Consider the following 25,761-nt stretch of genomic DNA (forward strand, 5'->3'; position numbering starts at 1 on the left):
GTTCGGACAGGATAACCGCTGAAAGCATCTAAGCGGGAAACCTACTCCAAGACCAGGATTCTCACCCTTTTAGAGGGATAAGGCCCCCCGCAGACCACGGGATCGATAGACCAGACCTGGAAGCACCGCAAGGTGTGCAGGGAACTGGCACTAACCGGCCGAAAACTTACAACACACAACAAACAAAAAACGTGTTGTCTCGCAACCACACACAAGACTCATATCCACACCCCACCACCAAACACACTCTTTGGTGACACCGGGTGCCGGCCAACCAGCCGCACCCACCACAAAAAAATAGAGTTACGGCGGCCACAGCGACAGGGAAACGCCCGGTCCCATCCCGAACCCGGAAGCTAAGCCTGTCAGCGCCGATGATACTGCCCACACGGGTGGAAAAGTAGGACACCGCCGAACACAACATAAAGCCCTGTGCCCCCCAACAAAAATTGGGGGGCACAGGCACTTTTATTCCTTACTGCTGCACTTCTTTTTCCCGTTCAGTCGAGCTTGGCCAGCCGGATGACCACATCGCGCAGGCCCGGGCAGTGCTCCGTCAGCACCAGCGAGAAGCCGTCGAGGACAGCCGTGCAGGGCGCCCCGGTGCTGGCTGAGACGCCGAACGGCCCGCTCCAGGCAGTGCCGCGAAGCCGAAGGTCGCTGCGTGTTCCCTTGCCGGTATCGAGGTGTGTGCAGTCCCGGCCGCAGGGCGTCATCGTGAACGTCGTCGTGCTGCCGCGCTGGTACATATCGCCGCCGTCGATCATCTTTGCGGTGAAGATGCCGCTGAGGGGCTGTGCCGTCGCGTCGGAGACCGTTGCTATGGCCGCGCTGACCATCAGTGCCGCCGCGGTGATGATCGCGGGGCTCTTCATAGCACTGACGCTAGGTCCGTTAAAGGTCTCCGGGATACAGGGATTTCCCTTGCATTTGGGCCTGAGAGGCGGGTACGCGGATGCGATCGTCGTCGGCGGCGGGCCGTATCCTTACACGAGGTTTTACGGGCGAAAGGTTTCCGTGGTCGACAACAGAGCAAGCGGCGGGCGTGGTCAGTCGCGGGGTGGTACCGGAAGCGGCCAGCGCGGTCCGCAGCAAAGACGCACAGGTGGCGACCAGCGGCGTGCACCCAGCGGTGATCAGCGTCGGACGCCTCGGGGTGCCGGTCCGGAGCGGGATCGTCGTCCCGCGCCCCGGCGCGAGCACGACGGTGATTCCCGGCCGGCGCGGTCGGCCGGCGAGCATGCCGCCCAGCGCTACGACGATCCGCCGTTGCCCGAGGGCATCGAGCCCAAGCAACTGGCTCCCGAGGTGCGCCGGGAACTGAGCACGTTGAGCAAGGCCACTGCCGACGCTGTGGCCTGCCACCTGGTGGCAGCCGGCAATCTGCTCGACGAAGATCCGCAGGCTGCGTTGAAGCACGCTCGGGCGGCCCGGTCGCGGTCCACCCGGATCACCGCGGTGCGCGAAGCCGTCGGGATTGCCGCATATCAGTGCGGCGACTGGACTCAGGCCTTGGCCGAGCTGCGCGCCGCACGCCGGATGGGCAGCAAGTCCCCGCTGCTGCCGCTGATCGCGGACTGCGAGCGCGGCCTGGGCCGCCCGCAACGCGCGATCGAACTGGCCGCCGGGCCGGAGGCCGCCGAACTCGACGGTGACGAGGCCGACGAGCTGAGGATTGTCGTCGCCGGCGCCCGCGCCGACCTCGGTCAGCTCGAGCAGGCGCTCACCGTGCTCTCGGCCGGGTCGAGTGACCCCGACCGGACCGGGTCGACGGTGGCCCGGCTGCACTACGCGCACGCCGAGACCCTGGTGGCGCTCGGCCGCGGCGACGAGGCCCTGGAGTGGTTCCTCAAGGCGGCGGCCGCCGACACCGACGGGGTCACCGACGTCGAGGAGCGCATCGCCGAAATGGGCGGCAGCGGCACGCTGGCCGACGAATACGACTGTCTGCTATTGGATCTCGATGGCACCGTGTTTCGCGGCGGCCAACCCACCGACGGCGCCGTGGACACCCTGGCGCAGGTGCAGAGCCGCGGGCTGTTCATCACCAACAATTCGTCGCGCAGCCCGGCGGAGGTCGCCGCACATCTGACCGAGCTGGGTTTCAACGCCACGGCCGACGACGTCGCCACCAGCGCGCAGCTCGCCGCGCACCAGCTGGCCCAGGAACTGCCCGCGGGATCACGAGTTCTGGTGGTGGGCACCGAATCACTGGCCGCAGAGATCGCCCTGGTCGGCCTGCAGCCGGTGCGGCTGGCCTCCGATGAGCCGGCGGCGGTGGTTCAGGGACTGTCCACCGAGGTCGGCTGGGCCGATCTTGCCGAGGCCGCACTGGCTATCAGGGCCGGGGCGCTGTGGCTGACCACCAACGTCGACAAGACCCTGCCCTCGGAGCGGGGACTGTTGCCCGGCAACGGATCTCTGGTCGCGGCCCTGCGTACCGCGACCGACACCGAACCCCGGGTGGCCGGCAAACCGGGGCCGGCGTTGTTCATCGATGCGCTGGCCCGCGGTGAGTTCTACGCGCCGTTGGTGGTCGGGGACCGGCTCGACACCGACATCGCCGCCGCCAATGCCGCGGCGCTGCCCAGCCTGATGGTGCTCACCGGCGTCAACTCGGCGCGCGATGCCGTCGGCGCGGTGGCCGAGCAGCGTCCGATCTACATCGGCCACGACCTGAGGGCGCTGCAGGTCGAGGCCGATCGGCTGGCGATCGGACCGCAGCCGCAGTGGCAGCTCAGCCTTGCGGGCACCACCTTCACCGTCGCCGCCGCGCAACCCGACACCGACGACGACGGCCTGTCCATTGTGCGTGCGCTGGCGGCCGCGGTCGCCGACGCCGAGCTGGCGGGACGTGCCTTCAGCGTGGAATCCGCCGACGAGACCGCCGAGGCGGCCCTGCAGCGCTGGTCGCTGCTCGGCGCCTGGCCGTGACGGACATCGACTAGCGTGAGTGACACCCATGAACAGTGACATCGACGAGGTCCGGGCCCGCATCGCGGCCGTGTTGGCCGCACTGCCCGGCGAGGCGGAGCTGGCCGAGTTGTCGGCGCACAGCGACCTCAACGCCTTGGCGCAGCAGCTTGAGGAGGCCCACCAGGTGTTGGTCAGGGCGCTGGAGTCGGCGGAGAAAGGCTGAGTGCAGTCATGTCTCGGCGCGCTCGTGTTGACGCCGAACTGGTCCGGCGAGGACTGGCCCGCTCGCGTCAGCAGGCCGCGGAATTGATCGACGCCGGCCGGGTCACCATCGACGGCATCCGCGCGGTGAAACCGGCTACCGCCGTAGCGATCACCGCCGCACTCGCGGTCGCTGACGACGGTGAACGCAGCTGGGTGTCACGCGGGGCGCACAAGCTGATCGGCGCGCTGGACGCCTTCGAGATCTCCGTTGCCGACCGGACGTGCCTGGACGCCGGCGCCTCGACCGGCGGCTTCACCGAGGTGCTGCTCGACCGAGGTGCGGCGCGGGTGGTCGCGGTCGACGTCGGCTACGGGCAGCTGGCCTGGTCGTTGCGCACCGATCCGCGGGTGGTCGTCGTCGAGCGCACCAACGTGCGCAGCCTGACTCCCGAAGCCGCCGGTGGGCCGGCGGATCTGATCGTCGCCGACCTGTCGTTCATCTCGCTGTCCACCGTGTTGCCCGCGCTGACTGGTTGCGCGTCAACCCGCGCCGATATCGTTCCAATGGTGAAGCCGCAGTTCGAGGTGGGACGACAACAGGTGGGCGCCGGCGGGGTGGTGTCCGACCCCGGCCTGCGCGCCGACGCGGTCCTGTCGGTGGCGCACCGGGCCGCCGAACTCGGGTGGGGCACCGTGGCCGTCACGGCCAGCCCACTGCCCGGGCCGTCGGGCAACGTCGAATACTTTCTGCATCTGCGCACCACCGCCGCCCTGACCGGCGACGCCCTGCGCACCGCCGTCGAAGACGCCGTCACGAGGGGGCCGCAGTGAGCACCGGGAACCCACAGCGCACCGTTCTGCTGGTGGTGCACACCGGGCGTGAAGAGGCCACCGACACCGCCCGCCGGGTCGCGAAGGTTCTCGACGACCACGGCATCGCGCTGCGGGTGCTCACGTCGGAGGCCGTCGACAAGGGCGCGCTGCACCCCGACGACATCCACCTGGCCGACTCGGACACCCGGGCAGCCGAAGACTGCGAGCTGGTGCTGGTGCTCGGCGGTGACGGCACCTTCCTGCGGGCCGCCGAACTGGCCCGCAACGCCGACATCCCGGTGCTGGGCGTCAACCTCGGGCGGATCGGATTTCTGGCCGAGGCCGAAGCCGACAGCATCGACCGGGTGCTGGACCACATCATCGCCCGCGACTACCGGGTCGAGGACCGGATGACCCTCGACGTGGTGGTGCGCGCCGACGGCGAGGTCATCGGCAACGGCTGGGCGCTCAACGAGGCCAGCATGGAGAAGGGCCCGCGACTGGGTGTGCTCGGCGTCGTCGTCGAAGTGGACGGCCGGCCGGTGTCGACGTTCGGCTGCGACGGCGTGCTGGTGTCCACGCCCACCGGATCCACCGCGTATGCGTTCTCCGCCGGCGGGCCGGTGCTCTGGCCGGACTTGGACGCCATTCTGGTGGTGCCCAACAACGCACACGCGCTGTTCGCCCGGCCGATGGTCACCAGCCCGGAGTCCACGATCGCGATCGAAGTCGAAAGCGACGGGCATGAGGCGATGGTGTTCTGCGACGGCCGCCGCAAGATGCTGGTGCCGGCCGGCGGGCGCCTGGAGGTGCAGCGCGGCACCACTCCGGTGAAATGGGCGCGGGTGGGCCGCTCGCCGTTCACCGACCGGCTGGTGCGCAAGTTCCGGCTGCCGGTCACCGGCTGGCGCGGGCAGTAGGGGCGCCGGCCGGGTGCTCACCGAGATCCGAATCGAATCATTGGGGGCGATCAGCGCCGCCACCGCGGAGTTCGACCGCGGGTTGACCGTGCTGACCGGTGAGACCGGCACCGGCAAGACCATGGTGGTGACCGGGCTGCACCTGCTCGGCGGCGCCCGTGCCGACGCGAACCGGGTGCGCTCCGGTGCGGCCCGCGCCGTGGTGGAGGGCAGGTTCTGCACCGCCGATCTGGCCGCGGCCACCGCCGCCGAGATCGACGAGATCCTTGATTCCGCCGGTGCCGACCGCGATGAGGACGGCACCGTAATCGCGGCTCGCTCGGTCAGCCGGGACGGGCCGTCGCGGGCCTATCTGGGTGGTCGCGGGGTGCCCGCAAAATCGTTGAGTGGCTTCACCGGTGGGCTGCTGACGCTGCACGGCCAGAACGACCAGCTGCGGCTGATGCGCCCGGAGGAGCAGCGCGGCGCACTGGACCGGTTCGCCGCCGTCGGCGCCCGGCTGGAGCGCTACCGCGCCGCGCGGGAGGCCTGGCAGGAAGCGCGCCGGCAACTCATCGAGCGCCGGGACCGGGCCCGGGAAATGGCCCAGGAGGCGGACCGGCTGACGTTCGCGCTGCGTGAGATCGACGCCGTAGACCCGCAGCCCGGCGAAGACGACGCGCTGAGCACCGACATCCGCCGGCTCTCCGAGCTGGACGCGCTGCGGGCGGCGGCGTCCGGCGCGCGGGCCGCGCTGACCGGGGCCGACGACGCGATGGCGGATGCGGCAAGCTCGGCCACCGACCGGCTGGGGCAGGCGAAGACGGCGCTGACCACCACCGACGACACCGCGTTGCAGGAGCTGGGCGAACAGCTCACCGAGGCACTCACCGTGGTCGGCGACGTGGCCCGCGAGCTGGGCGGCTACCTCGACGGTCTGCCCACCGGCGCCGACGCGCTGGACGCCAAGCTGGCCCGGCAGGCCGAGCTGCGCACGCTGACCCGCAAGTACGCCTCCGACATCGACGGGGTGCTGGCCTGGGCGGCGCAGTCCCGCGACCGGATGGCCCAGCTCGACGTCTCCGAAGAAGCATTGGCAGGGCTGGCGCGGCGCGTGGACGAGCTGACCGGGCAGGTGGTGGCGACCGCCACCGAGCTCAGCGCGGCGCGGTCGAAGGCGGCGGGCGGGCTGGCGAAGGCGGTCAGCAAGGAGTTGTCCGGACTGGCGATGGCCGACGCCGAATTCAGCATCGAAGTCCGCACCAGCGCGGTGGCCGAAGACGACCCGGCGGCCCTGCGGTTGCCGTCGGGGCAGACCGTGCACGCCGGTGCCGACGGCATCGACGACGTCGAGTTTGGGCTGGCCGCGCACCGGGGGATGACCGTGCTGCCGTTGGCCAAGAGCGCATCCGGGGGCGAGCTGTCTCGGGTGATGCTGGCGCTGGAGGTGGTGCTGGCCACCTCGTCGCGGGATTCGGCGGGCACCACCATGGTTTTCGACGAGGTCGACGCCGGCGTCGGCGGCCGGGCGGCGGTGCAGATCGGCCGCCGGCTGGCCCGCCTGGCGCGCACCCATCAGGTGATCGTGGTGACTCACCTGCCGCAGGTCGCGGCTTACGCCGACGCGCACCTTTCCGTGGACGCCGGCGGCAACGGCGCCAGCGGGGTGCGTCGCCTCGATGACGATGGCCGGGTCGCCGAACTGGCCCGGATGTTGGCGGGGCTGGGGGATTCCGACAGCGGCCGGGCGCACGCCCGAGAGTTGCTGGGAGCGGCCCGCGAGGAGCGCGAGAAACCCGAATGAGCCTGTGACTGGTGTGACTGTTTATAACTAAAGGGACAATTGTTACGGCGCGCCTCCCGTTGTTCAGCGGATTTGCCGGACACAATCGCGCCCATGAAGATGCCTGCGTTGCTGTCTCGTAACACCGCTCGGCCTGGTGTCGTCGGTACCGCCCGGGTCGACCACGACATCGACCGGTTGCTGCGCCGGGTCGGCCCCGGCGACATCGTCGTCCTCGACATCCTCGACCTGGACCGCATCACCGCCGACGCGCTGGTGGAGGCCGACATCGCCGGCGTCGTCAACGCCTCGGCATCCATCTCCGGCCGCTACCCCAACCTGGGGCCCGAGGTGCTCGTCGCCAACGGTGTCACCCTGATCGACGAAGCCGGCCCCACGGTGTTCAAGAAGATCCGCGACGGAGCCAAGGTCCGGCTGCACAACGGCGCCGTCTACTCCGGGGATCGCAGGCTGGCCCGCGGTGTCGAACGCAACGACGTCGAGATCGCCGACATGATGCAGGACGCCAAGACCGGGCTCGTCGCACACCTGGAGTCTTTCGCCGGCAACACCATTGAGTTCATTCGCAGCGAGAGCCCGCTGCTGATCGACGGGATCGGCATCCCCGAGATCGACGTCGACCTGCGTCGTCGCCACGTGGTGCTCGTCGGCGACGAGACCGACGCCGCTGACGACCTCAAGCGGCTCAAGCCGTTCATCAAGGAGTACCAGCCCGTGCTGATCGGCATCGGGTCCGGTGCCGACGTGCTGCGCAAGGCCGGATACCGTCCGCAGCTGATCGTCGGTGACCCGGACCAGATGAGTGCCGAGGTGCTGCGCTGCGGGTCGCAGGTGGTCCTGCCGGCCGACGCCGACGGCCACGCGCCGGGCCTGGAGCGCATCCAGGACCTCGGTGTCGGTGCGATGACCTTCCCGGCCGCCGGATCGGCCATGGATCTCGCGTTGCTGCTGGCCGACCACCACGGCGCCGCACTGCTGGTGACGGCCGGGCACACCGCCAACATCGAGACGTTCTTCGACCGGACCCGCCAGATGACGAACCCGTCGATGTTCCTGACCCGGCTCAAGGTCGGCGAGAAGCTGGTGGACGCCCGCGCGGTGGCAACCCTGTACCGCAACCGGGTCTCTGCCGGCGCGATCGCGCTGCTGGTGCTGTCGATGCTGGTGGCGGTCATCGTCGCGCTGTGGGTGTCGCAGACCGACGCCGTGGTTCTGGACTGGCTCAGCAATTACTGGCATCACCTGGTGCAGTGGCTGCGGCACTGGGTGACCTAAACGGATTGGGGCGCACACCGCAATGATCACCCCTCGTCATCACGCGTTGTCGCTGACCGCAGTGCTTTTGGCGCTGGTGCTCGGCCTGATCGCCGGCTCCGGACTGCTGTCCCGGCCGGTGCTGGCCGGCATGCAGTCCGACAAACGGGATTTGCGTGCACAGATCGACGCACTGCACGAACAGCAGAGCTCGCTGAACGAACGCCTCAGCCACGCAAACACTTTCGACGCCCAGATGGCGCCCCGGATGGTGCGCGACACACTGCGCGGCAAGTCCGCGGTGATCTTCCGCACTCCCGATGCCGCCGACGACGACGTCGAGGCGGTGACACGGACGATTGGGCTGGCCGGCGGCACCGTCGCCGGAACCGTGGCGTTGACACCGCAGTTCGTCGACGGCAACGCCGAGGAGAAACTGCGCGTGGTGCTGGAGTCCGGGATCGTCCCGGCCGGCGGCCAACTCAACGCCAAGCTCATCGACCAAGGGGCTCAGGCCGCCGATCTGCTCGGTCTGGCGGTGCTGATCAACCGCAACCCGACCATCGCACCGGCCGACGACAGCCAGCGCGAGACGGTGCTGGCCGCATTGCGCGACACCGGTTTCATCAGCTACGAGCACGTCGGTGCGGCCAACGCGGCGGTGGTGATCACCGGCGGCGGGTTGGCCGAGGACGCGGGCTCCAGCGGGGTGAGCGTCGCCCAATTCGCCTCGGCACTGGCCCCGCACGGCTCGGCGACCGTGCTGGCGGGGCGCGACGGCTGCGCGGCAGGCACCGCGGCGGTTGCGGTGGCCCGCGCCAACGCGGACATATCCGGGGCGATCAGCACGATCGACGACGTCGACGTCGAGTCGGGCCGGATCACCACCGTGCTGGCGGTGAGCACACTGATCGAGGGCGGCCACCCCGGCCAGTACGGCATCGGCCACGGGGCCGGTTCGGTCACCCTCGCGCAGTAGCGCCGGCGGGCGTGGCCGGGCGTGTCTGGGCACGCTTGGCCAAGTCGATGTTAGGGTGAGATTCCGTGGGTCGGCAGGCCCTCAAGATCCTGCGCCGTCGTCACGGAGGTTGGTTTTGCCACCATTGCGCAAGCATCCCCAAACTGAGCCGAAGCATCTCTTCGTCACCGGCGGAGTCGCGTCGTCACTGGGTAAGGGGTTGACCGCGAGCAGCCTGGGACAGTTGTTGATCTCCCGCGGGCTGCAGGTCACGATGCAGAAGCTCGACCCTTATCTCAACGTCGACCCCGGGACGATGAATCCGTTCCAACACGGTGAGGTCTTCGTCACCGAGGACGGCGCCGAGACCGACCTCGACGTCGGTCACTACGAACGGTTCCTGGACCGCGACCTGTCCGGGTCGGCGAATGTGACCACGGGACAGGTGTATTCGACGGTGATCGCCAAGGAACGCCGCGGCGAGTACCTCGGCGACACCGTGCAGGTGATCCCGCACATCACCGACGAGATCAAGCGGCGCATTCTGGCGATGTCGGCTCCCGATATCGACGGCCGGCGTCCCGACGTGGTGATCACCGAGATCGGCGGTACCGTCGGCGACATCGAGTCGCAGCCCTTCCTGGAGGCCGCCCGGCAGGTCCGCCACGACGTGGGCCGGGACAACGTGTTCTTCCTGCACGTGTCGCTGGTGCCGTACCTGGCCCCGTCCGGCGAGCTCAAGACCAAGCCGACCCAGCACTCGGTGGCCGCGCTGCGCAGCATCGGTATCACCCCCGACGCGCTGATCCTGCGGTGTGACCGCGAGGTGCCAGAGGCGCTGAAGAACAAGATCGCGCTGATGTGCGACGTCGACGTCGACGGGGTGATCTCCACTCCGGACGCGCCGTCGATCTATGACATTCCCAAGGTGCTGCACCGCGAGGAACTGGACGCCTACGTGGTGCGCCGACTCAACCTGCCGTTCAAGGATGTGGACTGGACGGAGTGGGACGAACTGCTCCGCCGCGTTCACGAACCGCATGAGACCGTGCGAATTGCCTTGGTGGGCAAGTACATCGACCTGTCTGACGCCTATCTGTCGGTGACCGAGGCGCTGCGAGCCGGCGGTTTCACCCACTACGCGAAGGTGGAGATCCACTGGGTGGCCTCCGACGCGTGTGAGACCCCGGCCGGCGCGGCCGCCGCACTGGGGGAGATGCACGGTGTGCTGATCCCGGGCGGGTTCGGCATCCGCGGCATCGAGGGCAAGATCGGCGCCATCGCCTACGCCCGCACCCATGCGTTGCCGGTGCTGGGGTTGTGCCTAGGCCTGCAGTGCATCGTGATCGAGGCGGCCCGGGTCGCCGGGATCGAGAAGGCCAGCTCCGCGGAGTTCGACCCGGACACCCCGGACCCGGTGATCGCGACCATGGCCGATCAGCAGGACGCCATCGCCGGTACGGCCGACCTGGGCGGCACCATGCGGCTGGGTGCTTATCCCGCTGTACTGGAAGAGGATTCGATTGTGGCTGAGGCATACCAGTCGACTCACGTCTCCGAGCGGCACCGCCATCGCTTCGAGGTCAACAACGCCTACCGGGACCGTATCGCCCAGAGCGGGCTGCGCTTCTCGGGTACCTCGCCGGACGGCAAGCTGGTTGAGTTCGTCGAATACCCCCGCGACGTCCATCCGTTCCTGGTGGGCACTCAGGCCCACCCGGAGCTCAAGAGCCGGCCCACCCGGGCGCATCCGTTGTTCGCCGCATTCGTCGGTGCGGCAATGGAATACAAGGCCGCCGAACGGCTGCCGGTGGAGATCCCCGACCATGCCCACGACAGCGAATACCTGCCGGAACACGCCACCCGTGGCTGAGCACGTCTTCGAGACCACCTCGACGCAGCTGCTGCACAGCGGCAAGATCTTTGCGGTTCGCCGTGACGAGGTGCTCATGCCGCGCGGCGTGACGGCGATCCGCGACGTGGTCGAGCTCTACGGTGCCGTCGCGGTGGTGGCGATGGATTCGGTGAGCCCGGACGGCAGGATCCCGCTGGTCTACCAGTACCGTCAACCGCTCGGGCGGCGGCTGTGGGAGCTGCCTGCGGGGCTGCTCGACGTCGAGGGCGAGCCGCCGCAGCTGACCGCCGGCCGCGAACTGCTCGAAGAGGCCGGTCTGACGGCGAGCAGCTGGCGGGTGCTGGTCGATCTGGACACCACGCCGGGTTTCTGCGACGAATCCGTGCGAGTGTTCCTGGCGACCGGACTGACCGAGGTGGAACGGCCGGAGGCCCACGACGAAGAGGCCGACCTCACCCTGCACTGGTATCCGATCGCCGACGCGGTCGCCATGGTGTTCAGTGGCGAGATCGTCAATGGGATTGCGGTGGCGGGGATTCTGGCCGCCTTTGCCCATTGTCAGGGCCTGGGCACGACGCGTCCGGTGGACGCCGAGTGGACCGACAAGCCGACCGCGTTCGTTGCCCGGCAGAGCCAGAGCCGGCCATGACCGCCGCGACCCGGCCGGTGGGTGCGCTGCCCGGGCAACTGCAGGGTTACCTGGACCATCTGACCATCGAGCGCGGCGTCGCGGCCAACACGCTCAGCTCCTACCGGCGGGATCTGCGCCGCTACAGCGAGTACCTGCTGGCCCGCGGTATCGAAGACCTGGCCGCCGTCGGTGAACACGACGTCACCGACTTCGTGGTGGCGTTGCGCCGGGGTGACCCGGACACCGGGGTGCCGGCGCTGTCGGCGGTCTCGACGGGTCGAGCGTTGGTCGCGGTGCGCGGTCTGCACCGGTTCGCCGTCGCCGAGGGTCTGACGCCGACCGACGTGGCGAATGGGGTCAAGCCGCCCACACCCGGGCGACGGCTGCCCAAAAGCCTGACCGTCGACGAGGTCTCGGCGCTGCTGGCCGGCGCCGGAGGCGCTCACCCGCAAGCGGGCGGTACCCCCAGCGAGGCCGACGGGCCGCTGACGTTGCGTAACCGCGCCCTGCTGGAGTTGTTGTATTCCACCGGATCCCGGATCTCTGAGGCCGTCGGACTGGATATCGATGACGTGGATATGCGGGACCGATCGGTGTTGTTGCGCGGCAAGGGCGGCAAGCAGCGCCTGGTGCCGGTGGGCCGGCCCGCGGTCGCCGCACTGGACGCCTACCTGGTGCGGGGCCGCCCGGGCCTGGCGGGCCGGGGCCGCGGCACTCCGGCGGTCTTCCTCAACGCCCGGGGCGGCCGGCTGTCACGACAGAGCGCCTGGCAGGTGTTGCACGACGCCGCCGAGCGAGCCGGGATCACCGCGAAGGTGTCGCCACACACGCTGCGGCACTCGTTCGCCACGCATCTGCTCGACGGCGGGGCCGACGTTCGGGTGGTGCAGGAACTTCTCGGGCACGCCTCGGTGACCACCACGCAGATCTACACCCTGGTGACCGTCAACGCGCTGCGCGAGGTGTGGGCCGGCGCCCACCCCCGCGCGCGGTAGCACATCTCCTTGGCGCGAGCGTGCAGAAGCGTCCGCCAAAATCCCAGGTGGCGGTGGGCTCTTGTGCACGCTCGCGCAGGGGGGATGGCAGGGGGGATGGGGGATCAGCCCAGGAACTCCGACTCGAGCACCAGGTCGGTCACCAGGCTCTGATACTCCACATGCGTCTTGTGCTCGACGGTGTCCCACCGTGACCCCTGCTCGGCGTGCATGTACTCCCGGTAGCGCGGCGCGCCGGGAACCTTGACGTTGTCGGCGACCACGATCGCCCCGCGCCGCAGCCAGCCCCGGTCGAGAACACTGCGCAGGTCCGCCAGATACGCGTCCTTGTCGTGATCGAGGAACATGAAATCCAGTGTGCCGGCGGTGAATCCGTGCTGGGTGGCCAGCGCGTCCAGGGTGCGCCCACCGTCACCGATGGTGCCCACCACGCAGGTGACCCGGTCGGCCACCCCGGCGTGTTCCCAGATCCGCCGGGCGTTGGCGGCGTTGGCCTCGGCCAGCTCGACCGAATACACCCGGGCGGCGGGTGCGGCACGCGCGATCCGCAGCGCGCTGTAGCCGCAGTAGGTGCCCAGCTCCAGCACCCGGGCCGGGTCGGCCCGTCGTACCGCGGCGTCGAGCAGGGCGCCCTTCTCGTCGCCGACGTTGATCAGCAACGACTTGGAGTAGGCGAACTCGTCGATGCGGGCCAGCACGTCATCGACATCACCGGCACGCGCATGGGCCAGCACGTAGTCGACGGCGGCGGCCTCTCGGCCGTCACCGATCTGGCCCGTCGTGGTGATGTTGCGGGCGCCGGTGGCCATCCGTAGGACCGACCAGCGCAGGAACGGGAGGCGTCGCTTGAGGCTCATGGCGGAAGTTTAGGGCGCACACCTGCCCGATGGACTGCCGATGTCGCCCGTGTGGGCGGTGGTCACCCGTTAGACTTCTGCGGATGTCCGCCACCACAGCGCCGCACCGGCCATGAGCGACGACGAGACCCTCGGCGTCGGCCTGACCGGGCGTCCGCCGCGCGACATTCCCGAACCCCAGCCCCGCACGACGCACGGTCCCGCCAAGGTCATCGCGATGTGCAACCAGAAGGGCGGCGTCGGCAAGACCACCTCCACTATCAATCTGGGTGCCGCGCTGGCCGAATACGGCCGCAAGGTGTTGCTGGTGGACCTGGATCCGCAGGGCGCGCTGTCGGCGGGCCTGGGCGTGCCGCACTACGAGCTGGCGCACACCGTGCACAACCTGCTGGTGGAGCCGCGGGTGTCGATCGAGAGCGTGCTGATGCCGACCAAGGTGGAGAACCTGGACCTGGTGCCCTCCAACATCGACCTGTCGGCGGCCGAGATCCAGCTGGTCAACGAGGTCGGGCGCGAGCACGCACTGACGCGGGCACTGCGGCCGGTGCTGGACAACTACGACTATCTGCTGGTGGACTGCCAGCCGTCGCTGGGCCTGCTCACCGTCAACGGTCTGGCCTGCGCCGACGGCGTGGTGATCCCCACCGAGTGCGAATACTTCTCGCTGCGCGGGCTGGCGCTGCTCACCGACACCGTCGAGAAGGTCCGCGACCGGCTCAACCCGAAGCTGGAGATCAGCGGCATCCTGTTGACCCGCTACGACCCGCGCACCGTCAACTCCCGCGAGGTGATGGCACGGGTGGTGGAGCGCTTCGGCGACCTGGTGTTCGACACCGTGATCACCCGGACCGTCCGTTTCCCCGAGACCACTGTGGCCGGGGAACCGATCACCAGCTGGGCCCCGAAATCCGGCGGTGCGCAGGCCTATCGCGCACTCGCCCGCGAAGTCATCGACCGATTCGGCGCGTGAGTACAGACACCGAGGCATCCAGCGCCAATAACGGTTTTCAGGTTCGACTGACCAACTTCGAGGGTCCGTTCGACCTGTTGCTGCAGCTGATCTTCGCGCACCGCCTCGACGTTACCGAGGTGGCGTTGCACCAGGTCACCGACGACTTTATCGCCTACACCCGCGACGTCGGCTCACAGCTGGAGCTGGAGGAGACCACCGCGTTCCTGGTGATCGCCGCGACCCTGCTCGACCTGAAGGCGGCCCGGCTGCTGCCGGCCGGGCAGGTAGACGACGAAGAGGACCTGGCGCTGTTGGAGGTGCGCGACCTGCTGTTCGCCCGGCTGCTGCAGTACCGGGCGTTCAAGCACGTCGCGCAGATGTTCGCCGAGCTGGAAGCCACCGCGCTGCGCAGCTACCCGCGGGCGGTGGCACTGGAGGACGGCTTCGCCAACCTGCTGCCCGAGGTGATGCTGGGCGTGGACGCCGACACATTCGCCCAGATCGCGGCGGCCGCGTTCACCCCGCGACCGGTCCCGATCGTGGGCACCGATCACCTGCATCAGGTGATGGTGTCGGTGCCGGAGCAGGCCGGCGTACTGCTGAGGATGCTGGAGGCCCGCGGCAGTGGCCAGTGGGCGTCGTTCACCGAACTGGTCGCCGACTGCGAGGTGCCGATCGAGATCGTCGGCCGCTTCCTGGCGCTGCTCGAACTGTATCGAGCGCGGGCGGTAGCATTTGACCAGTCAGAACCACTTGGTGTGCTCCAGGTGTCGTGGACCGGCGAGCGGCCGACCACGGGTGAATTGGTAGACCTGGCGACAGCAGAGCCGGCCGAGTAGTGCGAGACGAATTGATGACTGACCACATGCCCGAACCCGAGATCGACGAGGTTTCGGTGCCGAGTTCCGATCTGGGTATCGACGTCGCCCTGGCGCCCGAGCTGGAGGACTCCGAGCTGGGTGGGGTGCTGGAGGCACTGTTGCTGGTGGTGGACACCCCGGTGCCCGTCGACGCGCTGGCGGTGGCCACCGACCAGCCGGTGTACCGGATCACCGCCAAGCTGCGGGCGATGGCCGACGAGTTCACCGAACGTGACAGCGGAATGGACCTGCGTGAGGCCGGCGGCGGCTGGCGGCTCTACACCCGCGCCCGCTTCGCCCCGTATGTCGAGCGTCTGCTTCTCGACGGGGCACGCTCCAAGCTGACCCGCGCCGCGCTGGAAACCCTTGCAGTGGTGGCGTATCGCCAGCCGGTGACGCGTGCGAGGGTCAGCGCCGTGCGCGGGGTGAACGTGGACGCGGTGATGCGCACGCTTGTGGCGCGTGGGCTGATCATCGAAGCCGGCGCCGACTCCGACACCGGCGCGGTGACGTTCGCCACCACCGAGTTGTTCCTGGAGCGGCTGGGCCTGTCGTCGCTGACCGACCTCCCCGACATCGCGCCGCTGCTGCCCGACGTCGACGTGATCGACGACTTGAGCGAATCTTTGGACAGCGAACCGCGATTCATGAAACTCGGCGGTGGTGCGCCATCGAGCGATCAGCCGCTGACCTTCGATGTGGACCACGACTGATGGCTTTCTCCGAGTTCGAGCCGGACACCGAGGGAGTGCGCCTGCAGAAGGTGCTCTCGCAGGCCGGTGTCGCCTCACGCCGCGTAGCCGAGAAGATGATCCGCGACGGCCGAGTCGAGGTCGACGGCCGGATCGTCACCGAACTGGGCACCCGGGTGGACCCGAGCGAATCGGTGATCCGGGTGGACGGCGCGCGGGTGACCGTCGACGACACCCGGGTATATCTGGCGCTGAACAAGCCCCGCGGCGTGCACTCGACGATGTCGGACGACCTTGGCCGGCCGTGCATCGGCGACTACGTGGAGCACCGGGTTCGTGGCGACACCAAGCTGTTTCACGTCGGGCGGCTCGACGCCGACACCGAAGGCCTGATCCTTTTGACCAACGATGGTGAGCTGGCACACCGGCTGATGCACCCGTCCTACCAGGTACCCAAGACCTACGTCGCGACCGTGCTGGGATCGGTTCCGCGTGGCCTTGGCAAGAAGCTGCGCGAGGGAGTCGAACTCGACGACGGGCCGGCGAAGGTCGACGACTTCGCGGTGGTCGACGCCGTTCCCGGCAAGACCCTGGTGCGGGTGACCCTGCATGAGGGACGCAAGCGGATCGTACGCCGGATGCTGGCAGCGGTCGGGTTCCCCGTTCAGGAGCTGGTGCGCACGGACATCGGTGCGGTAGCGCTGGGGGAGCAGCGACCCGGCAGCATCCGGGCGTTGAGCCGCAAGGAGATCGGCGAACTGTATGCGGCGGTCGGGCTGTGAACGACGGTGTGGTGGTCGCCATCGACGGTCCGGCCGGAACCGGGAAGTCCTCGGTATCGCGGGGCCTGGCGAAGGTGCTGGGTTCGCGCTATCTGGACACCGGGGCGATGTATCGGGCGGTGACGCTGGCGGTGCTGCGGGCCGGTGTCGATCTGGATGATGCCGCCGGTATCGCCCGGGTAGCCGACGCCGCCGAGGTCTCGGTGGACTCGCTGCCCTCAGGCGATCGCGCATACCTTGGCGGAGAAGATGTTTCGCGAGAGATCCGCAGCGACGAGGTGACCCGCGCGGTGTCGGGCGTCTCCGCGATTCCGGCGGTGCGCACCCGGTTGGTGGCACTGCAGCGGCAACTGGCGTCGCAGGGCCGCGGGGTGGTGGCCGAGGGTCGCGACATCGGCACCGTGGTGCTGCCCGACGCGGATGTGAAGATCTTCCTGACCGCCTCGCCGGAGACCCGGGCGCGGCGGCGCAACGACCAGAACGTGGCCTCGGGGCTGGGTGACGACTACGCCGGGGTGCTGGCCGATGTGCTGCGGCGCGACGAGCTGGACTCCACCCGGGCGATGTCGCCACTGCGTCCGGCCGATGACGCGGTGATCGTGGACACCGGAGAGATGAACCAGGAGCAGGTGGTGGACCACCTGCGGGAATTGGTCGAGCAGCGTTGCGGGGTGGTCCGATGAGTGACGGCACCTGGTCGGATGAAAGCGACTGGGAGATAGGCGAAGACGGCGGCTTCGACGATCTCGCCGAAGATGCCGGGCCGCCGCCGGTGGTGGCCGTGGTGGGCCGTCCCAACGTCGGCAAGTCGACGCTGGTCAACCGGATCCTGGGCCGCCGCGAGGCGGTGGTGCAGGACCTGCCCGGGGTAACCCGTGACCGGGTGTCCTACGACGCGCTGTGGACCGGCCGCCGCTTCGTGGTGCAGGACACCGGCGGCTGGGAACCGGACGCAAAGGGCTTGCAGCAGTTGGTCGCCGAGCAGGCGGCGGTGGCGATGCGCACCGCCGACGCGGTGATCCTGGTGGTGGACGCGGTGGTGGGCGCCACCGCCGGCGACGAGGCCGCCGCCAAGATTCTGCGCCGATCCGGCAAGCCGGTGTTTTTGGCTGCCAACAAGGTCGACAGTGAACGCGCCGAAGCCGACGCGGCCGCACTGTGGTCACTGGGGCTGGGGGAGCCGTTCACGGTCAGTGCGCTGCACGGCCGCGGCGTAGCCGACCTGCTCGACGAGGTGATCGCCAAACTGCCCGAGGTGGCCGAAATCGCCGGCGGCGGAGGCGGTCCAAGACGGGTGGCTCTGGTCGGCAAGCCCAACGTAGGCAAGAGTTCGCTGCTCAACCGGCTCGCCGGCGACGAGCGCTCGGTGGTGCACGACGTTGCGGGCACCACCGTCGACCCGGTCGACTCGCTGATCGAGATGGACGGCAAGATCTGGCGTTTCGTCGACACCGCGGGGCTGCGCCGCAAGGTCGGCCAGGCCAGCGGACATGAGTTCTACGCCTCGGTGCGCACCCACGGCGCGATCGACGCCGCCGAGGTGGTGATCGTGCTGGTCGATTCGTCGCTGCCGCTGACCGAGCAGGACCAGCGGGTGATCTCGATGGTGGTCGAGGCAGGACGGGCGGTGGTGCTGGCCTACAACAAATGGGACCTGGTCGATGAGGACCGGCGCTACCTGCTGGACAAGGAGATCGACCGGGACATGGCCCGGCTGGCGTGGGCGCCGCGGGTGAACATCTCGGCGAAAACCGGTCGCGCGGTCCAGAAGTTGGTGCCCGCCCTGGAGACCTCACTGGCATCCTGGGATACCCGGATCTCGACCGGCCAGCTCAACTCGTGGCTCAAGGAGGTCGTCTCGGCGACGCCGCCACCGGCCCGCGGCGGCCGGATCCCGCGGATCCTGTTCGCCACCCAGGCCGCGTCGCGTCCGCCGACGTTCGTGTTATTCACCTCGGGGTTCTTGGAGGCCGGCTACCGCAGGTTCCTGGAGCGGCGGCTGCGGGAGACCTTCGGTTTTGAGGGCAGCCCGATCCGGATCAACGTGCGGGTGCGCGAGAAGCGCGGCCCCAAGCGCTAACCGGTCTTGGTCAGCTGAAAGTCCCACTGGCCGACCACTCCGCCGGCCGGCCCGCGACCGCAGGGCTGCAGCGTCGTGGTGGTCCAGGTGCCGGCCAGGGTCGCCGCGTCGAAGCTGACCGTCTTCGAGGTCGGCAGCGGTGTGTGGTCCACCGGGCACTCCATGCTGCCCTGCCCGCTGTACTCCCACCGGCCGCCGTTGAGATGAAACTCGCCGTTCTGCAGCCAGCGTTCCCCGTCAAGGCTGGTGCAGGTCGGGCCGCACGGGGTGAACGTCCACGTGGCCGTTCGCTGCGAGGGCCCGTGCTGGGCACTGAACGCGTACTGGCCCGAGGGCACCGCGGGCTCGGCCTGGGCGGCCGGGGCGAACCCGACCGCGATCAACGCAGCACCGATTGCCAACAGAACCCGTGCGCCCATCATCGCCTCACCACTCCGCCCTGAGCCGGTCTTTGTCACGACCAGCGTAGGGTGCTGCACGTGCCGGTCTCGCAGATGGTGTTGATCATCCTGGCCGGGGTGGGTGCCGGGGCGATCAACTCACTGGTCGGCTCGGGCACGCTGATCACCTTTCCGACGCTGGTGACACTGGGTTTCGCACCACTGACCGCGACCATCTCGAACTCGATCGGCCTGGTGGCCGGCGGTATCTCCAGCACCTGGGCATACCGTCGTGAACTGGGTGGCCAGTGGCACCGGCTGCGCTGGCAGGTCCCGGGTTCGCTGCTCGGCGCGCTGCTCGGGGCGTATCTGCTGTTGCACCTGCCCGAGAGTGTCTTCAACCGAATCGTCCCGGCGCTGTTGATCGGTGCCCTGGCTCTGGTGGTGATCGGCCCGAAGATTCAGTCGCTGGCACAGCGCCGGGCGGCGGCGCAGGGCCGCGCCGTTGACCAGCTCAGCAATGGCCGCATGGTCGCGTTGGCGCTCGGTACGTTTGCCGTCGGAGTGTACGGCGGCTATTTTGCTGCGGCCCAAGGAATTCTGCTGATCGGCGTCATGGGCGTACTCCTGCCCGAGTCCATGCAGCGGATGAACGCGGCGAAGAACCTGCTTGTGCTGATCGTCAACGTCGTCGCCGCGGGTGCCTACATTCTGACGGCGTTCGACCGGATCAGTTGGCCCGCAGCCGGATTGATCGCGATCGGCTCACTGATCGGCGGATACCTGGGTGGGCACTACGGGCGCCGGCTGTCACCGAATGCGCTGCGGGCGGTGATCATCGTGGTCGGCCTGATCGGGCTCTACCGGCTGCTCTCGGTATAGCCCGGGTGTGCCCTCGCCGCGGTCAGATTCCCCGGTTGCGCCAGCGCTGCAACCGGCCGCGGGGTGCCCGAAACGCCGCGGCCATCACCGAACTCATCGACGCCGCACTGGGATGCGTGGGCTTGGTGTCCACGGCGGCCTTCGGAGCTGCGGTCGCGGGCTTGTCGCCTTCCCACCAAATCGGTTGCAGCAGTGCTGAAACCACCGGAACGGCGGGCTCGACGCTGGCGCGTCCCCACTGGCAGGCTCGGTCGATGGTCGCCGCCGACGGTGCCAGGTTCACCGGCGACAGGGTCGGGGAGAACCGGACCAGATGATCGGCGTAGGGGGCGTTGCGCACCATCTGCAACTGGATGGCCTGGGTGATCGGAACCAGCCACAGGTGCTTGGGATCCCACTGCGGATGGAAGCAGTCGAAGGCGAGATAGCACGCGTTGCGGGTGCCCAACCGGCCGTCGCGCACGCGCTTCCAGGCCAGCTCGACCGGCACATTGCTGGCCGCGCCGCCGTCCACCAGGGCTGCGACGTCGTTGTCGGCCAGCAGCGCGTCGAACAGCGGCTCCATGGCCGGATCCTTGGTCTCGTGGTGCAGCACCCCGGGGATCGCCGAGGAGAACGACGCGGCGTCGACGACGTTGACGTCGCGGTCGGGGTTGTCGCCGCCGATGACCAGCGGGGTGACCACCCGCGGATCGATGAACGCGGCGGTCTGCCACAGCCGCGTCGCGATCTGGGGGCCGACACCGATCGGCAGATACGGGATAGACCGCAGATTCAATGCGGCCAGGCTCTGGTTGCGGTAGCGCGACGGCAGCGCCGCGAACGGCTGCCGGCGCACTCCGGCGACCACGGCGTCGAACGGAATGGCCAGATCCGACATCCGCATCGGCTCGCCGTCCTCGCGGCGGAACATCGCGTCGGCGAACTTGTCGAAGTTCAGCGCGAACGCCCCGGTCAGGCCGTGGCGGCGGGTGAGACGCTCGGGCCCCAGGATGGCGCGGAACGACACCGTCTTGGCCCACTCGACGTAGTCGTCGATGGGCACCGGCCGGATGCGGCCCACCACCGAACCCAGGATCGAGCCGAACGACGAGCCGATCAGGTAGTCCGGTGTGGAGCCGGACTCCAACAGCGCCTGCATGCCGCCGACGTATACGAAGCCCGAACCGCCACCGCCGCCGAGCACCGTGACCAGCTTCTTGTAGCCGACCTCGGCGTCGAGTTCAGCAAGCGAGAAGTCGCCTGCGTGCCGCTCGGCCAGCTGCCGGCGCTGCTCGTCCTGTTCGGCGGCCAGGTTGCCCAGCGCGTCACGGGCGGCGGTCAGCGCGATCACCGGGTCGCGTTCGGCGCGCAGCGGACCCTGCAGGGCCTCGGCCACCTTGGCCCGCCACGGCGCCAGCTCGGCGCCGACCGAGACGTCGCCACGCCCGCGGGTGCCGCCGGGGCCGGCCGCGCCCGGCTCGAAGTCCCCGAGGCGCGCGAAGTTCAACAGGTAGCGAAGCCGGCGCAGCTGCTCGGCGCTGAGCACCTCGGGCTTGCGCAGCGAGTGCCGGACCAGCCGGTTCTCCATCTTCTGCAGCAGCAGCACGGTGTCGCCGGTGTCGACGACGTCGACCACCTCGGCGTCGTCGACCAGGGGCTCGGTGATCATCATCGGGTCCGGGCGACGGTCGACCATGCCCAGTAGGGCTTCGGCGAACGGGATCTGCATGAGTTAGGCGGTTCCTGGGGCTCGTGGCGCTGATGGGACGAACTCGCGTGGCGAGCCTACGCGGTTATGGGCGGGCTCGCCGGGGGCCTCACGCGGGTTCGGGGCGCCCGGTTCGTTGCGGTAGGCTTTCGACCTGCTGCCGGTTGATCCGGCGGCGGCGGGCTGTGGCGCAGTTTGGTAGCGCACTTGACTGGGGGTCAAGTGGTCGCAGGTTCAAATCCTGTCAGCCCGACTTAGGAAAATGCGATCTGAACTGCGGTTATGTTGCGATTAGTCCGTGATGGGCGCCTGCGGTGGTGGCCGCGCTTGGGACCACAGTGGTGTTGGCGATGCCCTCGGTTGGCTTGTGCCTGGGAGTTTCTGGCATCCAGACCGCACGTTATGCACGCTATGCGAGCCTGTGCACGTTATACGGCTCACCCGGACGGCCCTCTTGCTGCCGAAATTGACCGCTGGTCAAGTGGGGTAGCCGTAGTTTCATCGGATCATCTTGCGTGGGTCGGGGAAGCCCATCTTGAGGTAGCCGGGCGCTCGTTTCTTCAGTGATGAGGCGATGACGGGAGTGAGCTCGTCGTGGTAGTCGTGCACGGTTGCGGTGGTTTTCGAGGGGTAGGGGCGGGTGATGCGACCGATGTATTGCACGAGCCGGTTCTTGAAGGTGATTGGGGCGGCCAGGAACAGCGTGTCAAGGGCTGGGCAGTCGAAGCCTTCGCCGATGAACGAGCTGGTGCCGACGATCAGGAGTGGGTCCGAATCGGGCGTGTGGTTGGCGAGTTGGTCGGTGATCTGGCGGCGTTCACGAGCCTTCATGCCGCCGCACAGAACGGTGACAGCCCTTCCCGCGGTGCGTAGTTGGTCGGTGATGGCGTTGAGATGCTTGACCCAGGTGGTGAGCACCAGGATGTTGGCCCCGGTTTCGGCGGCAGCCCGCACGTCGTCGACGATCTGCTCAAGTCGAGCCTGGTCGGCGACGAGGGCGCGGTAGATCTCAGCCATTCCACCGGGTGCGGTGGGGTCGGCGTCGCCGCTGTAGTGGAATGGGGTTGGGTGCAGGTGCAGAACCGGGTGGGGTGTCAGTAGGTCGGAATCGTCGACGGGGAGTTGTCCGGTCTTGGGTGGCTCGATGGCCACGTGGTGGGATCCGAGTTGGTGATAGATCAGGTCTTCGAGTCCGTCGCGGCGTTCCGGCGTGGCGGTCAAGCCGAGCCAGTACCGTGCGGAGATGCGGGTCAGGACGCCGAAGAATGCGCTGGCGGCGACGTGGTGGCATTCGTCGACGATGACGAATCCGTAGTCGGCGGTGATGTCTTTGACGTTGTCGCGGCGAGCGAGTGTTGGCAGCAGGGCGATGTCGAGGATGCCGGTGGCTTTCGACCGTCCGCCGCCGATTTGACCGCACTTGAAACCGAGGTGCCTGCTGATGCGGTCGCGCCATTGGTCGGCGAGGGCTTTGCGATCGACCAATACCAGTGTCGAGGTAGATCGCGATTCGATTGCCGCGCAAGCGATGACTGTCTTGCCGGTACCCGGTGGCGCGACGAGAACACTGGTGTCTTGTTCGAGGAGCTGGTGCAATGCGGCGGTCTGGGACGTTCGCAGCGGCGTACTGCAGGTGAGGTGGTGGGGTTCGCCAAGAACACGTTTGTCGTCCACATGCAACGTGCTGTCGGCCGATGCGACGAGATCATTCAGCAGGGGATGCAGGCCACGGGGCAGGACAAGGTCTCCGTCAGCGGTTTCGTCGTAGCTGTAGAGGAATCGTGGTGTGTCCCAGGTGCTGCGGCGGGCGCGTTGGCGCGCATCGAATTCCGGGTTGCGTATCGATGCGGCGTGTTTGACGGCCGAGATCATCGCCGGGCCCAGATCGTTGGCGGTCAGGGTGAGTCGTGAGCTGAACTCTGCCCGCACGATTGCCGCCGGTCGTGGGATGATGCGCGACGACGTCGGTAGTTGCAGACGCCGGACATGGTGGCCGATCTGTGGGGCGGGAAGTTGGCGCGCCAACGCGGTCACGTCTTTGGTGGACAATCGGGCGATGCTGGACAGGTAGGCCCACTGATCCTCGTAGGGCTCCAGGGTGGCCGGATCGAGGAAGACGGTAGTGCCGTGTTGGCGGCGCTTGCCGTTCATCGGGGCGGCGATCAGATTGCCCACCCCACGTCCGGTGTGCACATCCTGGGACGGGAACAAGCGGTCATAGCTGCTCAGTTGCATGCTGCCACGCAGGCGGAATGCCTCACCCAGCAGACTTGTGGCGATGCTGCGAGCTACCGATGCCGAGATCTCATGAGCGAAGAAGATCCACACATGAGCGCCGCGTCCGGATTGCGATACCTCCAGTGCGGCCGGAATCCCATAGGACCGTGCTGCTTTCATGTAGGCGAGCGCGTCAAGCATCGCGGCTTGCTTGTCGAAGTCCGCCGCGACCCACCAACAGGTGTCATCATCGCTGAGCGGATACAAACCGATATGTGCCTCACCACGCAGATGCGCATCGACAACCTCGGGCGTCAGTGGGAGATACGGCGCGTCGGCCCGATTCATCCCCTTGCGCCAGTAGCCTTTGATCGCCGGCATCCAGCCCGAGCGGCCATCTCGTCGATTCTCCCAGCGCAGTGCGTAAACATCGGTGCGACAACGGAACAGATCGAAGAAGAACCGCACCTTATCGGCAGAGCTGGAACCCATTGTCACCGGTGAGGTCGGCGCTCCCGTTAGCGTCGCCTGGTCGCTGGCGGCGGCACGTGCCTGTTCCTCACTCAGCTGAAGAAGACGCCGCAGACGCACATTGTCGGCGCGCAGCGTGTCCAACTCGCCGGGGAAATTCTCGATACCGCTAACGATCACTCCTCCTTGAATAGCGGCTACATGACGCTGCGGATGAGTTCGACGGCCTCGAACATGGCGTAGCGTGCCACGAGGTGGTCGAGGATCTCGTCGACACTGGACGAAGGCCGAACGAATCTGGAAGCCATCGCAATCACTGCTCGATAGGCGACGTCGGGGGACACCGCGACGGTGTCGCCGGCGAACTGAGCCGGTGAGATCACCGTGAGTAGTTTGGGGATCTTTGACGGGGGAAAGTCCTTCAAATTATTGGTGACGATCACCTCCGCTCCGCCAACCAGTGCAGCGGCAACAACGTGTTCGTCATCGATGTCGGGCAGCCCAAACGTGCCTTCTAGGCTTTCCCAGTTCACCACGATGGCGTCATCGAAAGCTGTGCTCATGCGATCGACCAGGTGTTGCGCTCGCCGTGCCGCGGGAGCTGGGTCGTGACCGCGGCCGATGAGCTTCTGCGCTTCGTGGTAACGCAATTCATCGAGGATCGCTGTTGACCACAGCGGTCGGTACAACCCCTCGACTGCGAGCGACAGCAGGAAATCCCGCTGCAGGCTTGGCCACAGCACTGAGGTGTCCAACAGCGCAGCGAACATTTTTCGATGTTGTCAGCGCGTGGTGGCGTTGGCTCGCCGCCGCCCGGCGACGACTCGGCGCGCCTCACGCAGCTGCTGGCGAATTACTTCCGGGTCGTCGTCAGCGTCGATGTCGACCGCGGTGGCCGCCAGCGCCTCATACTGGCGATTGCGACGTTGCTCGCGGTAGGTGAGAACGTCGTCGAGCAACAGTCGATGGCGATTGCCGATCCGCTCAGCCGGCAACGTACCGTCGGTGATCAGGCGGACCACCGTCGGGCGGCTGACTCCCAACAGGTCTGCGGCTTGTTGGGTGGTCAGCTTCATCGTCTGTGGCGCGATGGTGACGGCCTTGCCGGCATGGAGTGCGGCCACCACTTTTTTCAGCGCTTGATGCACTGTCGGCGGTAGGTCGATCCGGTCGTGCTCGTCGACCCCAACGAGCGCATAACGAGGCGAGGCGGCCGACCCGCGCACCCGCTCATGAGCGGCGAGGAACCCGACGACGAGGGCCATCTCGTCACGCCCTTCCGGGACGAACGTTGCCGCCTCGACCACCTCTGCGCTCACTCCGGGCTCCTATCCAACCAAAACGAAATAAATTTCGGGATGTTCGAACAATACCGCGTCTCCGTCAGAGCCGCACGGCCGGATCGCAGGACAACGGCCGCTGGAATTTGGGCGGCGAAGAGCACGGCAACCCGGCCCCTGGGGTGCGGGACCACCCAGGGACCACACGTCATGCGCGATACCGAACGACCTGCGCATCCATGAACGTCACGCACCGCACCTGGGGGGACACGGCCGCCGGCGACCTGGG

General features: G+C 68.1%; 24 protein-coding genes, 1 tRNA gene and 2 rRNA genes. 20 read left to right on the plus strand and 7 right to left on the minus strand.

The window, feature by feature from the left end; translation table 11 throughout:
• Both K6T84_RS12770 and rrf read left to right on the plus strand, forming a co-directional pair.
• Window positions 1-175: ribosomal RNA gene (locus K6T84_RS12770) — 23S ribosomal RNA — on the plus strand; the annotation flags it as partial.
• A gap of 129 nt (window positions 176-304) precedes the next feature.
• Window positions 305-417 (plus strand): 5S ribosomal RNA (gene rrf, locus K6T84_RS12775).
• A gap of 83 nt (window positions 418-500) precedes the next feature.
• Here the strand turns inward: rrf and K6T84_RS12780 are convergent.
• Window positions 501-875: a hypothetical protein gene (locus K6T84_RS12780; protein WP_224865520.1), complete on the minus strand. Its 375-nt coding sequence runs from the start codon at window positions 873-875 to the stop codon at window positions 501-503.
• Between the two features lie 142 nt (window positions 876-1,017).
• On the opposite strand from K6T84_RS12780, the gene K6T84_RS23895 reads away from it, so the two are divergent.
• The 10 genes from K6T84_RS23895 to xerD all read left to right on the plus strand — a co-directional run bounded on the left by K6T84_RS23895 (window position 1,018) and on the right by xerD (window position 12,329).
• Complete coding sequence (locus K6T84_RS23895) at window positions 1,018-2,934, plus strand: HAD-IIA family hydrolase (RefSeq protein WP_225399031.1); 1,917 nt, start codon at window positions 1,018-1,020, stop codon at window positions 2,932-2,934.
• A 28-nt stretch (window positions 2,935-2,962) separates the two neighbouring features.
• Window positions 2,963-3,139, plus strand: coding sequence for a hypothetical protein (locus tag K6T84_RS12795; RefSeq protein ID WP_224865521.1), 177 nt, complete (start codon window positions 2,963-2,965; stop codon window positions 3,137-3,139).
• 8 nt (window positions 3,140-3,147) lie between these two features.
• Window positions 3,148-3,951 carry a TlyA family RNA methyltransferase gene (locus K6T84_RS12800; protein ID WP_224865522.1) on the plus strand — a complete coding sequence of 268 codons (804 nt, stop codon included), beginning with the start codon at window positions 3,148-3,150 and terminating at the stop codon, window positions 3,949-3,951.
• The gene (locus tag K6T84_RS12805; RefSeq protein WP_224865523.1) at window positions 3,948-4,853 is read left to right on the plus strand and encodes an NAD kinase; all 906 of its coding nucleotides are present in this window, start codon (window positions 3,948-3,950) and stop codon (window positions 4,851-4,853) included. Before K6T84_RS12800 ends, K6T84_RS12805 begins: the two co-directional genes overlap by 4 nt.
• A gap of 13 nt (window positions 4,854-4,866) precedes the next feature.
• On the plus strand, window positions 4,867-6,636 hold the full coding sequence (gene recN / locus K6T84_RS12810; RefSeq protein WP_224865524.1) for a DNA repair protein RecN: 1,770 nt from the start codon (window positions 4,867-4,869) through the stop codon (window positions 6,634-6,636).
• 93 nt (window positions 6,637-6,729) lie between these two features.
• Window positions 6,730-7,911 carry a putative cytokinetic ring protein SteA gene (gene steA / locus K6T84_RS12815; RefSeq protein WP_225399033.1) on the plus strand — a complete coding sequence of 394 codons (1,182 nt, stop codon included), beginning with the start codon at window positions 6,730-6,732 and terminating at the stop codon, window positions 7,909-7,911.
• A gap of 22 nt (window positions 7,912-7,933) precedes the next feature.
• Window positions 7,934-8,869 (plus strand): copper transporter, encoded by a 936-nt coding sequence (locus K6T84_RS12820; RefSeq protein WP_224865526.1) that lies wholly within the window; start codon window positions 7,934-7,936, stop codon window positions 8,867-8,869.
• A gap of 124 nt (window positions 8,870-8,993) precedes the next feature.
• Window positions 8,994-10,721 (plus strand): CTP synthase, encoded by a 1,728-nt coding sequence (pyrG, locus tag K6T84_RS12825; RefSeq protein WP_225402020.1) that lies wholly within the window; start codon window positions 8,994-8,996, stop codon window positions 10,719-10,721.
• A complete protein-coding gene (locus K6T84_RS12830) occupies window positions 10,714-11,352 on the plus strand; it encodes an NUDIX domain-containing protein (protein WP_224865527.1) in 639 nt (212 codons plus the stop codon). The genes pyrG and K6T84_RS12830 overlap by 8 nt, the downstream gene beginning before the upstream one ends.
• Window positions 11,349-12,329 carry a site-specific tyrosine recombinase XerD gene (xerD, locus tag K6T84_RS12835; protein WP_224865528.1) on the plus strand — a complete coding sequence of 327 codons (981 nt, stop codon included), beginning with the start codon at window positions 11,349-11,351 and terminating at the stop codon, window positions 12,327-12,329. The genes K6T84_RS12830 and xerD overlap by 4 nt, the downstream gene beginning before the upstream one ends.
• A gap of 104 nt (window positions 12,330-12,433) precedes the next feature.
• On the opposite strand, the gene K6T84_RS12840 is transcribed toward xerD, so the two are convergent.
• A complete protein-coding gene (locus K6T84_RS12840; RefSeq protein WP_224865529.1) occupies window positions 12,434-13,186 on the minus strand; it encodes an O-methyltransferase in 753 nt (250 codons plus the stop codon).
• 112 nt (window positions 13,187-13,298) lie between these two features.
• Between K6T84_RS12840 and K6T84_RS12845 the strand changes: the two genes are divergently transcribed.
• The 6 genes from K6T84_RS12845 to der are packed head-to-tail and all read left to right on the plus strand — an operon-like array spanning window position 13,299 to window position 18,552.
• The gene (locus tag K6T84_RS12845; RefSeq protein ID WP_224865530.1) at window positions 13,299-14,156 is read left to right on the plus strand and encodes a ParA family protein; all 858 of its coding nucleotides are present in this window, start codon (window positions 13,299-13,301) and stop codon (window positions 14,154-14,156) included.
• The gene (locus K6T84_RS12850) at window positions 14,153-14,977 is read left to right on the plus strand and encodes a segregation/condensation protein A (protein ID WP_224865531.1); all 825 of its coding nucleotides are present in this window, start codon (window positions 14,153-14,155) and stop codon (window positions 14,975-14,977) included. The genes K6T84_RS12845 and K6T84_RS12850 overlap by 4 nt, the downstream gene beginning before the upstream one ends.
• A gap of 14 nt (window positions 14,978-14,991) precedes the next feature.
• On the plus strand, window positions 14,992-15,711 hold the full coding sequence (gene scpB / locus K6T84_RS12855) for an SMC-Scp complex subunit ScpB (protein ID WP_408066104.1): 720 nt from the start codon (window positions 14,992-14,994) through the stop codon (window positions 15,709-15,711).
• Complete coding sequence (locus tag K6T84_RS12860) at window positions 15,711-16,472, plus strand: pseudouridine synthase (RefSeq protein ID WP_224865532.1); 762 nt, start codon at window positions 15,711-15,713, stop codon at window positions 16,470-16,472. Before scpB ends, K6T84_RS12860 begins: the two co-directional genes overlap by 1 nt.
• Window positions 16,469-17,155 (plus strand): (d)CMP kinase, encoded by a 687-nt coding sequence (gene cmk / locus K6T84_RS12865; protein ID WP_224865533.1) that lies wholly within the window; start codon window positions 16,469-16,471, stop codon window positions 17,153-17,155. The genes K6T84_RS12860 and cmk overlap by 4 nt, the downstream gene beginning before the upstream one ends.
• Window positions 17,152-18,552 (plus strand): ribosome biogenesis GTPase Der, encoded by a 1,401-nt coding sequence (der, locus tag K6T84_RS12870; protein WP_224865534.1) that lies wholly within the window; start codon window positions 17,152-17,154, stop codon window positions 18,550-18,552. Before cmk ends, der begins: the two co-directional genes overlap by 4 nt.
• Here der and K6T84_RS12875 read toward each other — a convergent pair.
• On the minus strand, window positions 18,549-18,974 hold the full coding sequence (locus tag K6T84_RS12875) for a hypothetical protein (protein WP_224865535.1): 426 nt from the start codon (window positions 18,972-18,974) through the stop codon (window positions 18,549-18,551). The two genes, der and K6T84_RS12875, sit on opposite strands and share 4 nt — an antisense overlap.
• A 72-nt stretch (window positions 18,975-19,046) precedes the next feature.
• Between K6T84_RS12875 and K6T84_RS12880 the strand changes: the two genes are divergently transcribed.
• Window positions 19,047-19,814: a sulfite exporter TauE/SafE family protein gene (locus K6T84_RS12880; RefSeq protein WP_408066108.1), complete on the plus strand. Its 768-nt coding sequence runs from the start codon at window positions 19,047-19,049 to the stop codon at window positions 19,812-19,814.
• A gap of 22 nt (window positions 19,815-19,836) precedes the next feature.
• On the opposite strand, the gene K6T84_RS12885 is transcribed toward K6T84_RS12880, so the two are convergent.
• Window positions 19,837-21,525 (minus strand): patatin-like phospholipase family protein, encoded by a 1,689-nt coding sequence (locus K6T84_RS12885; protein ID WP_224865537.1) that lies wholly within the window; start codon window positions 21,523-21,525, stop codon window positions 19,837-19,839.
• A gap of 158 nt (window positions 21,526-21,683) precedes the next feature.
• Here K6T84_RS12885 and K6T84_RS12890 point away from each other — a divergent pair.
• A tRNA-Pro gene (locus K6T84_RS12890) sits at window positions 21,684-21,757 on the plus strand.
• Window positions 21,758-22,002: 245 nt separating this feature from the next.
• Here K6T84_RS12890 and K6T84_RS12895 read toward each other — a convergent pair.
• The 3 genes from K6T84_RS12895 to K6T84_RS12905 are packed head-to-tail and all read right to left on the minus strand — an operon-like array spanning window position 22,003 to window position 25,511.
• Window positions 22,003-24,372, minus strand: coding sequence for a TOTE conflict system archaeo-eukaryotic primase domain-containing protein (locus tag K6T84_RS12895; RefSeq protein ID WP_329786689.1), 2,370 nt, complete (start codon window positions 24,370-24,372; stop codon window positions 22,003-22,005).
• 17 nt (window positions 24,373-24,389) lie between these two features.
• The gene (locus tag K6T84_RS12900) at window positions 24,390-24,962 is read right to left on the minus strand and encodes a PIN domain-containing protein (RefSeq protein WP_224865540.1); all 573 of its coding nucleotides are present in this window, start codon (window positions 24,960-24,962) and stop codon (window positions 24,390-24,392) included.
• Between the two features lie 12 nt (window positions 24,963-24,974).
• Complete coding sequence (locus K6T84_RS12905; protein ID WP_224865541.1) at window positions 24,975-25,511, minus strand: helix-turn-helix domain-containing protein; 537 nt, start codon at window positions 25,509-25,511, stop codon at window positions 24,975-24,977.
• Between the last annotated feature and the right edge of the window lie 250 nt (window positions 25,512-25,761).

The sequence above is a fragment of the Mycobacterium zoologicum genome (genome assembly GCF_020181635.2).
In the GTDB taxonomy this organism is placed as follows: domain Bacteria; phylum Actinomycetota; class Actinomycetes; order Mycobacteriales; family Mycobacteriaceae; genus Mycobacterium; species Mycobacterium zoologicum.

What these genes read in the sequence shown, in the direction of transcription:
- K6T84_RS12840 (WP_224865529.1), bottom strand. Translation starts at nt 13,186, where the DNA reads ATGAGCCTCAAGCGACGCCTCCCGTTCCTGCGCTGGTCGGTCCTACGG.
- K6T84_RS12900 (WP_224865540.1), bottom strand. Translation starts at nt 24,962, where the DNA reads ATGTTCGCTGCGCTGTTGGACACCTCAGTGCTGTGGCCAAGCCTGCAG.
- K6T84_RS12880 (WP_408066108.1), top strand. Translation starts at nt 19,047, where the DNA reads ATGGTGTTGATCATCCTGGCCGGGGTGGGTGCCGGGGCGATCAACTCA.
- K6T84_RS12885 (WP_224865537.1), bottom strand. Translation starts at nt 21,525, where the DNA reads ATGCAGATCCCGTTCGCCGAAGCCCTACTGGGCATGGTCGACCGTCGC.
- K6T84_RS12800 (WP_224865522.1), top strand. Translation starts at nt 3,148, where the DNA reads ATGTCTCGGCGCGCTCGTGTTGACGCCGAACTGGTCCGGCGAGGACTG.
- K6T84_RS12820 (WP_224865526.1), top strand. Translation starts at nt 7,934, where the DNA reads ATGATCACCCCTCGTCATCACGCGTTGTCGCTGACCGCAGTGCTTTTG.
- xerD (WP_224865528.1), top strand. Translation starts at nt 11,349, where the DNA reads ATGACCGCCGCGACCCGGCCGGTGGGTGCGCTGCCCGGGCAACTGCAG.
- K6T84_RS12845 (WP_224865530.1), top strand. Translation starts at nt 13,299, where the DNA reads ATGAGCGACGACGAGACCCTCGGCGTCGGCCTGACCGGGCGTCCGCCG.
- K6T84_RS12780 (WP_224865520.1), bottom strand. Translation starts at nt 875, where the DNA reads ATGAAGAGCCCCGCGATCATCACCGCGGCGGCACTGATGGTCAGCGCG.
- scpB (WP_408066104.1), top strand. Translation starts at nt 14,992, where the DNA reads ATGACTGACCACATGCCCGAACCCGAGATCGACGAGGTTTCGGTGCCG.
- K6T84_RS12795 (WP_224865521.1), top strand. Translation starts at nt 2,963, where the DNA reads ATGAACAGTGACATCGACGAGGTCCGGGCCCGCATCGCGGCCGTGTTG.
- der (WP_224865534.1), top strand. Translation starts at nt 17,152, where the DNA reads ATGAGTGACGGCACCTGGTCGGATGAAAGCGACTGGGAGATAGGCGAA.
- K6T84_RS12860 (WP_224865532.1), top strand. Translation starts at nt 15,711, where the DNA reads ATGGCTTTCTCCGAGTTCGAGCCGGACACCGAGGGAGTGCGCCTGCAG.
- steA (WP_225399033.1), top strand. Translation starts at nt 6,730, where the DNA reads ATGAAGATGCCTGCGTTGCTGTCTCGTAACACCGCTCGGCCTGGTGTC.
- K6T84_RS12875 (WP_224865535.1), bottom strand. Translation starts at nt 18,974, where the DNA reads ATGATGGGCGCACGGGTTCTGTTGGCAATCGGTGCTGCGTTGATCGCG.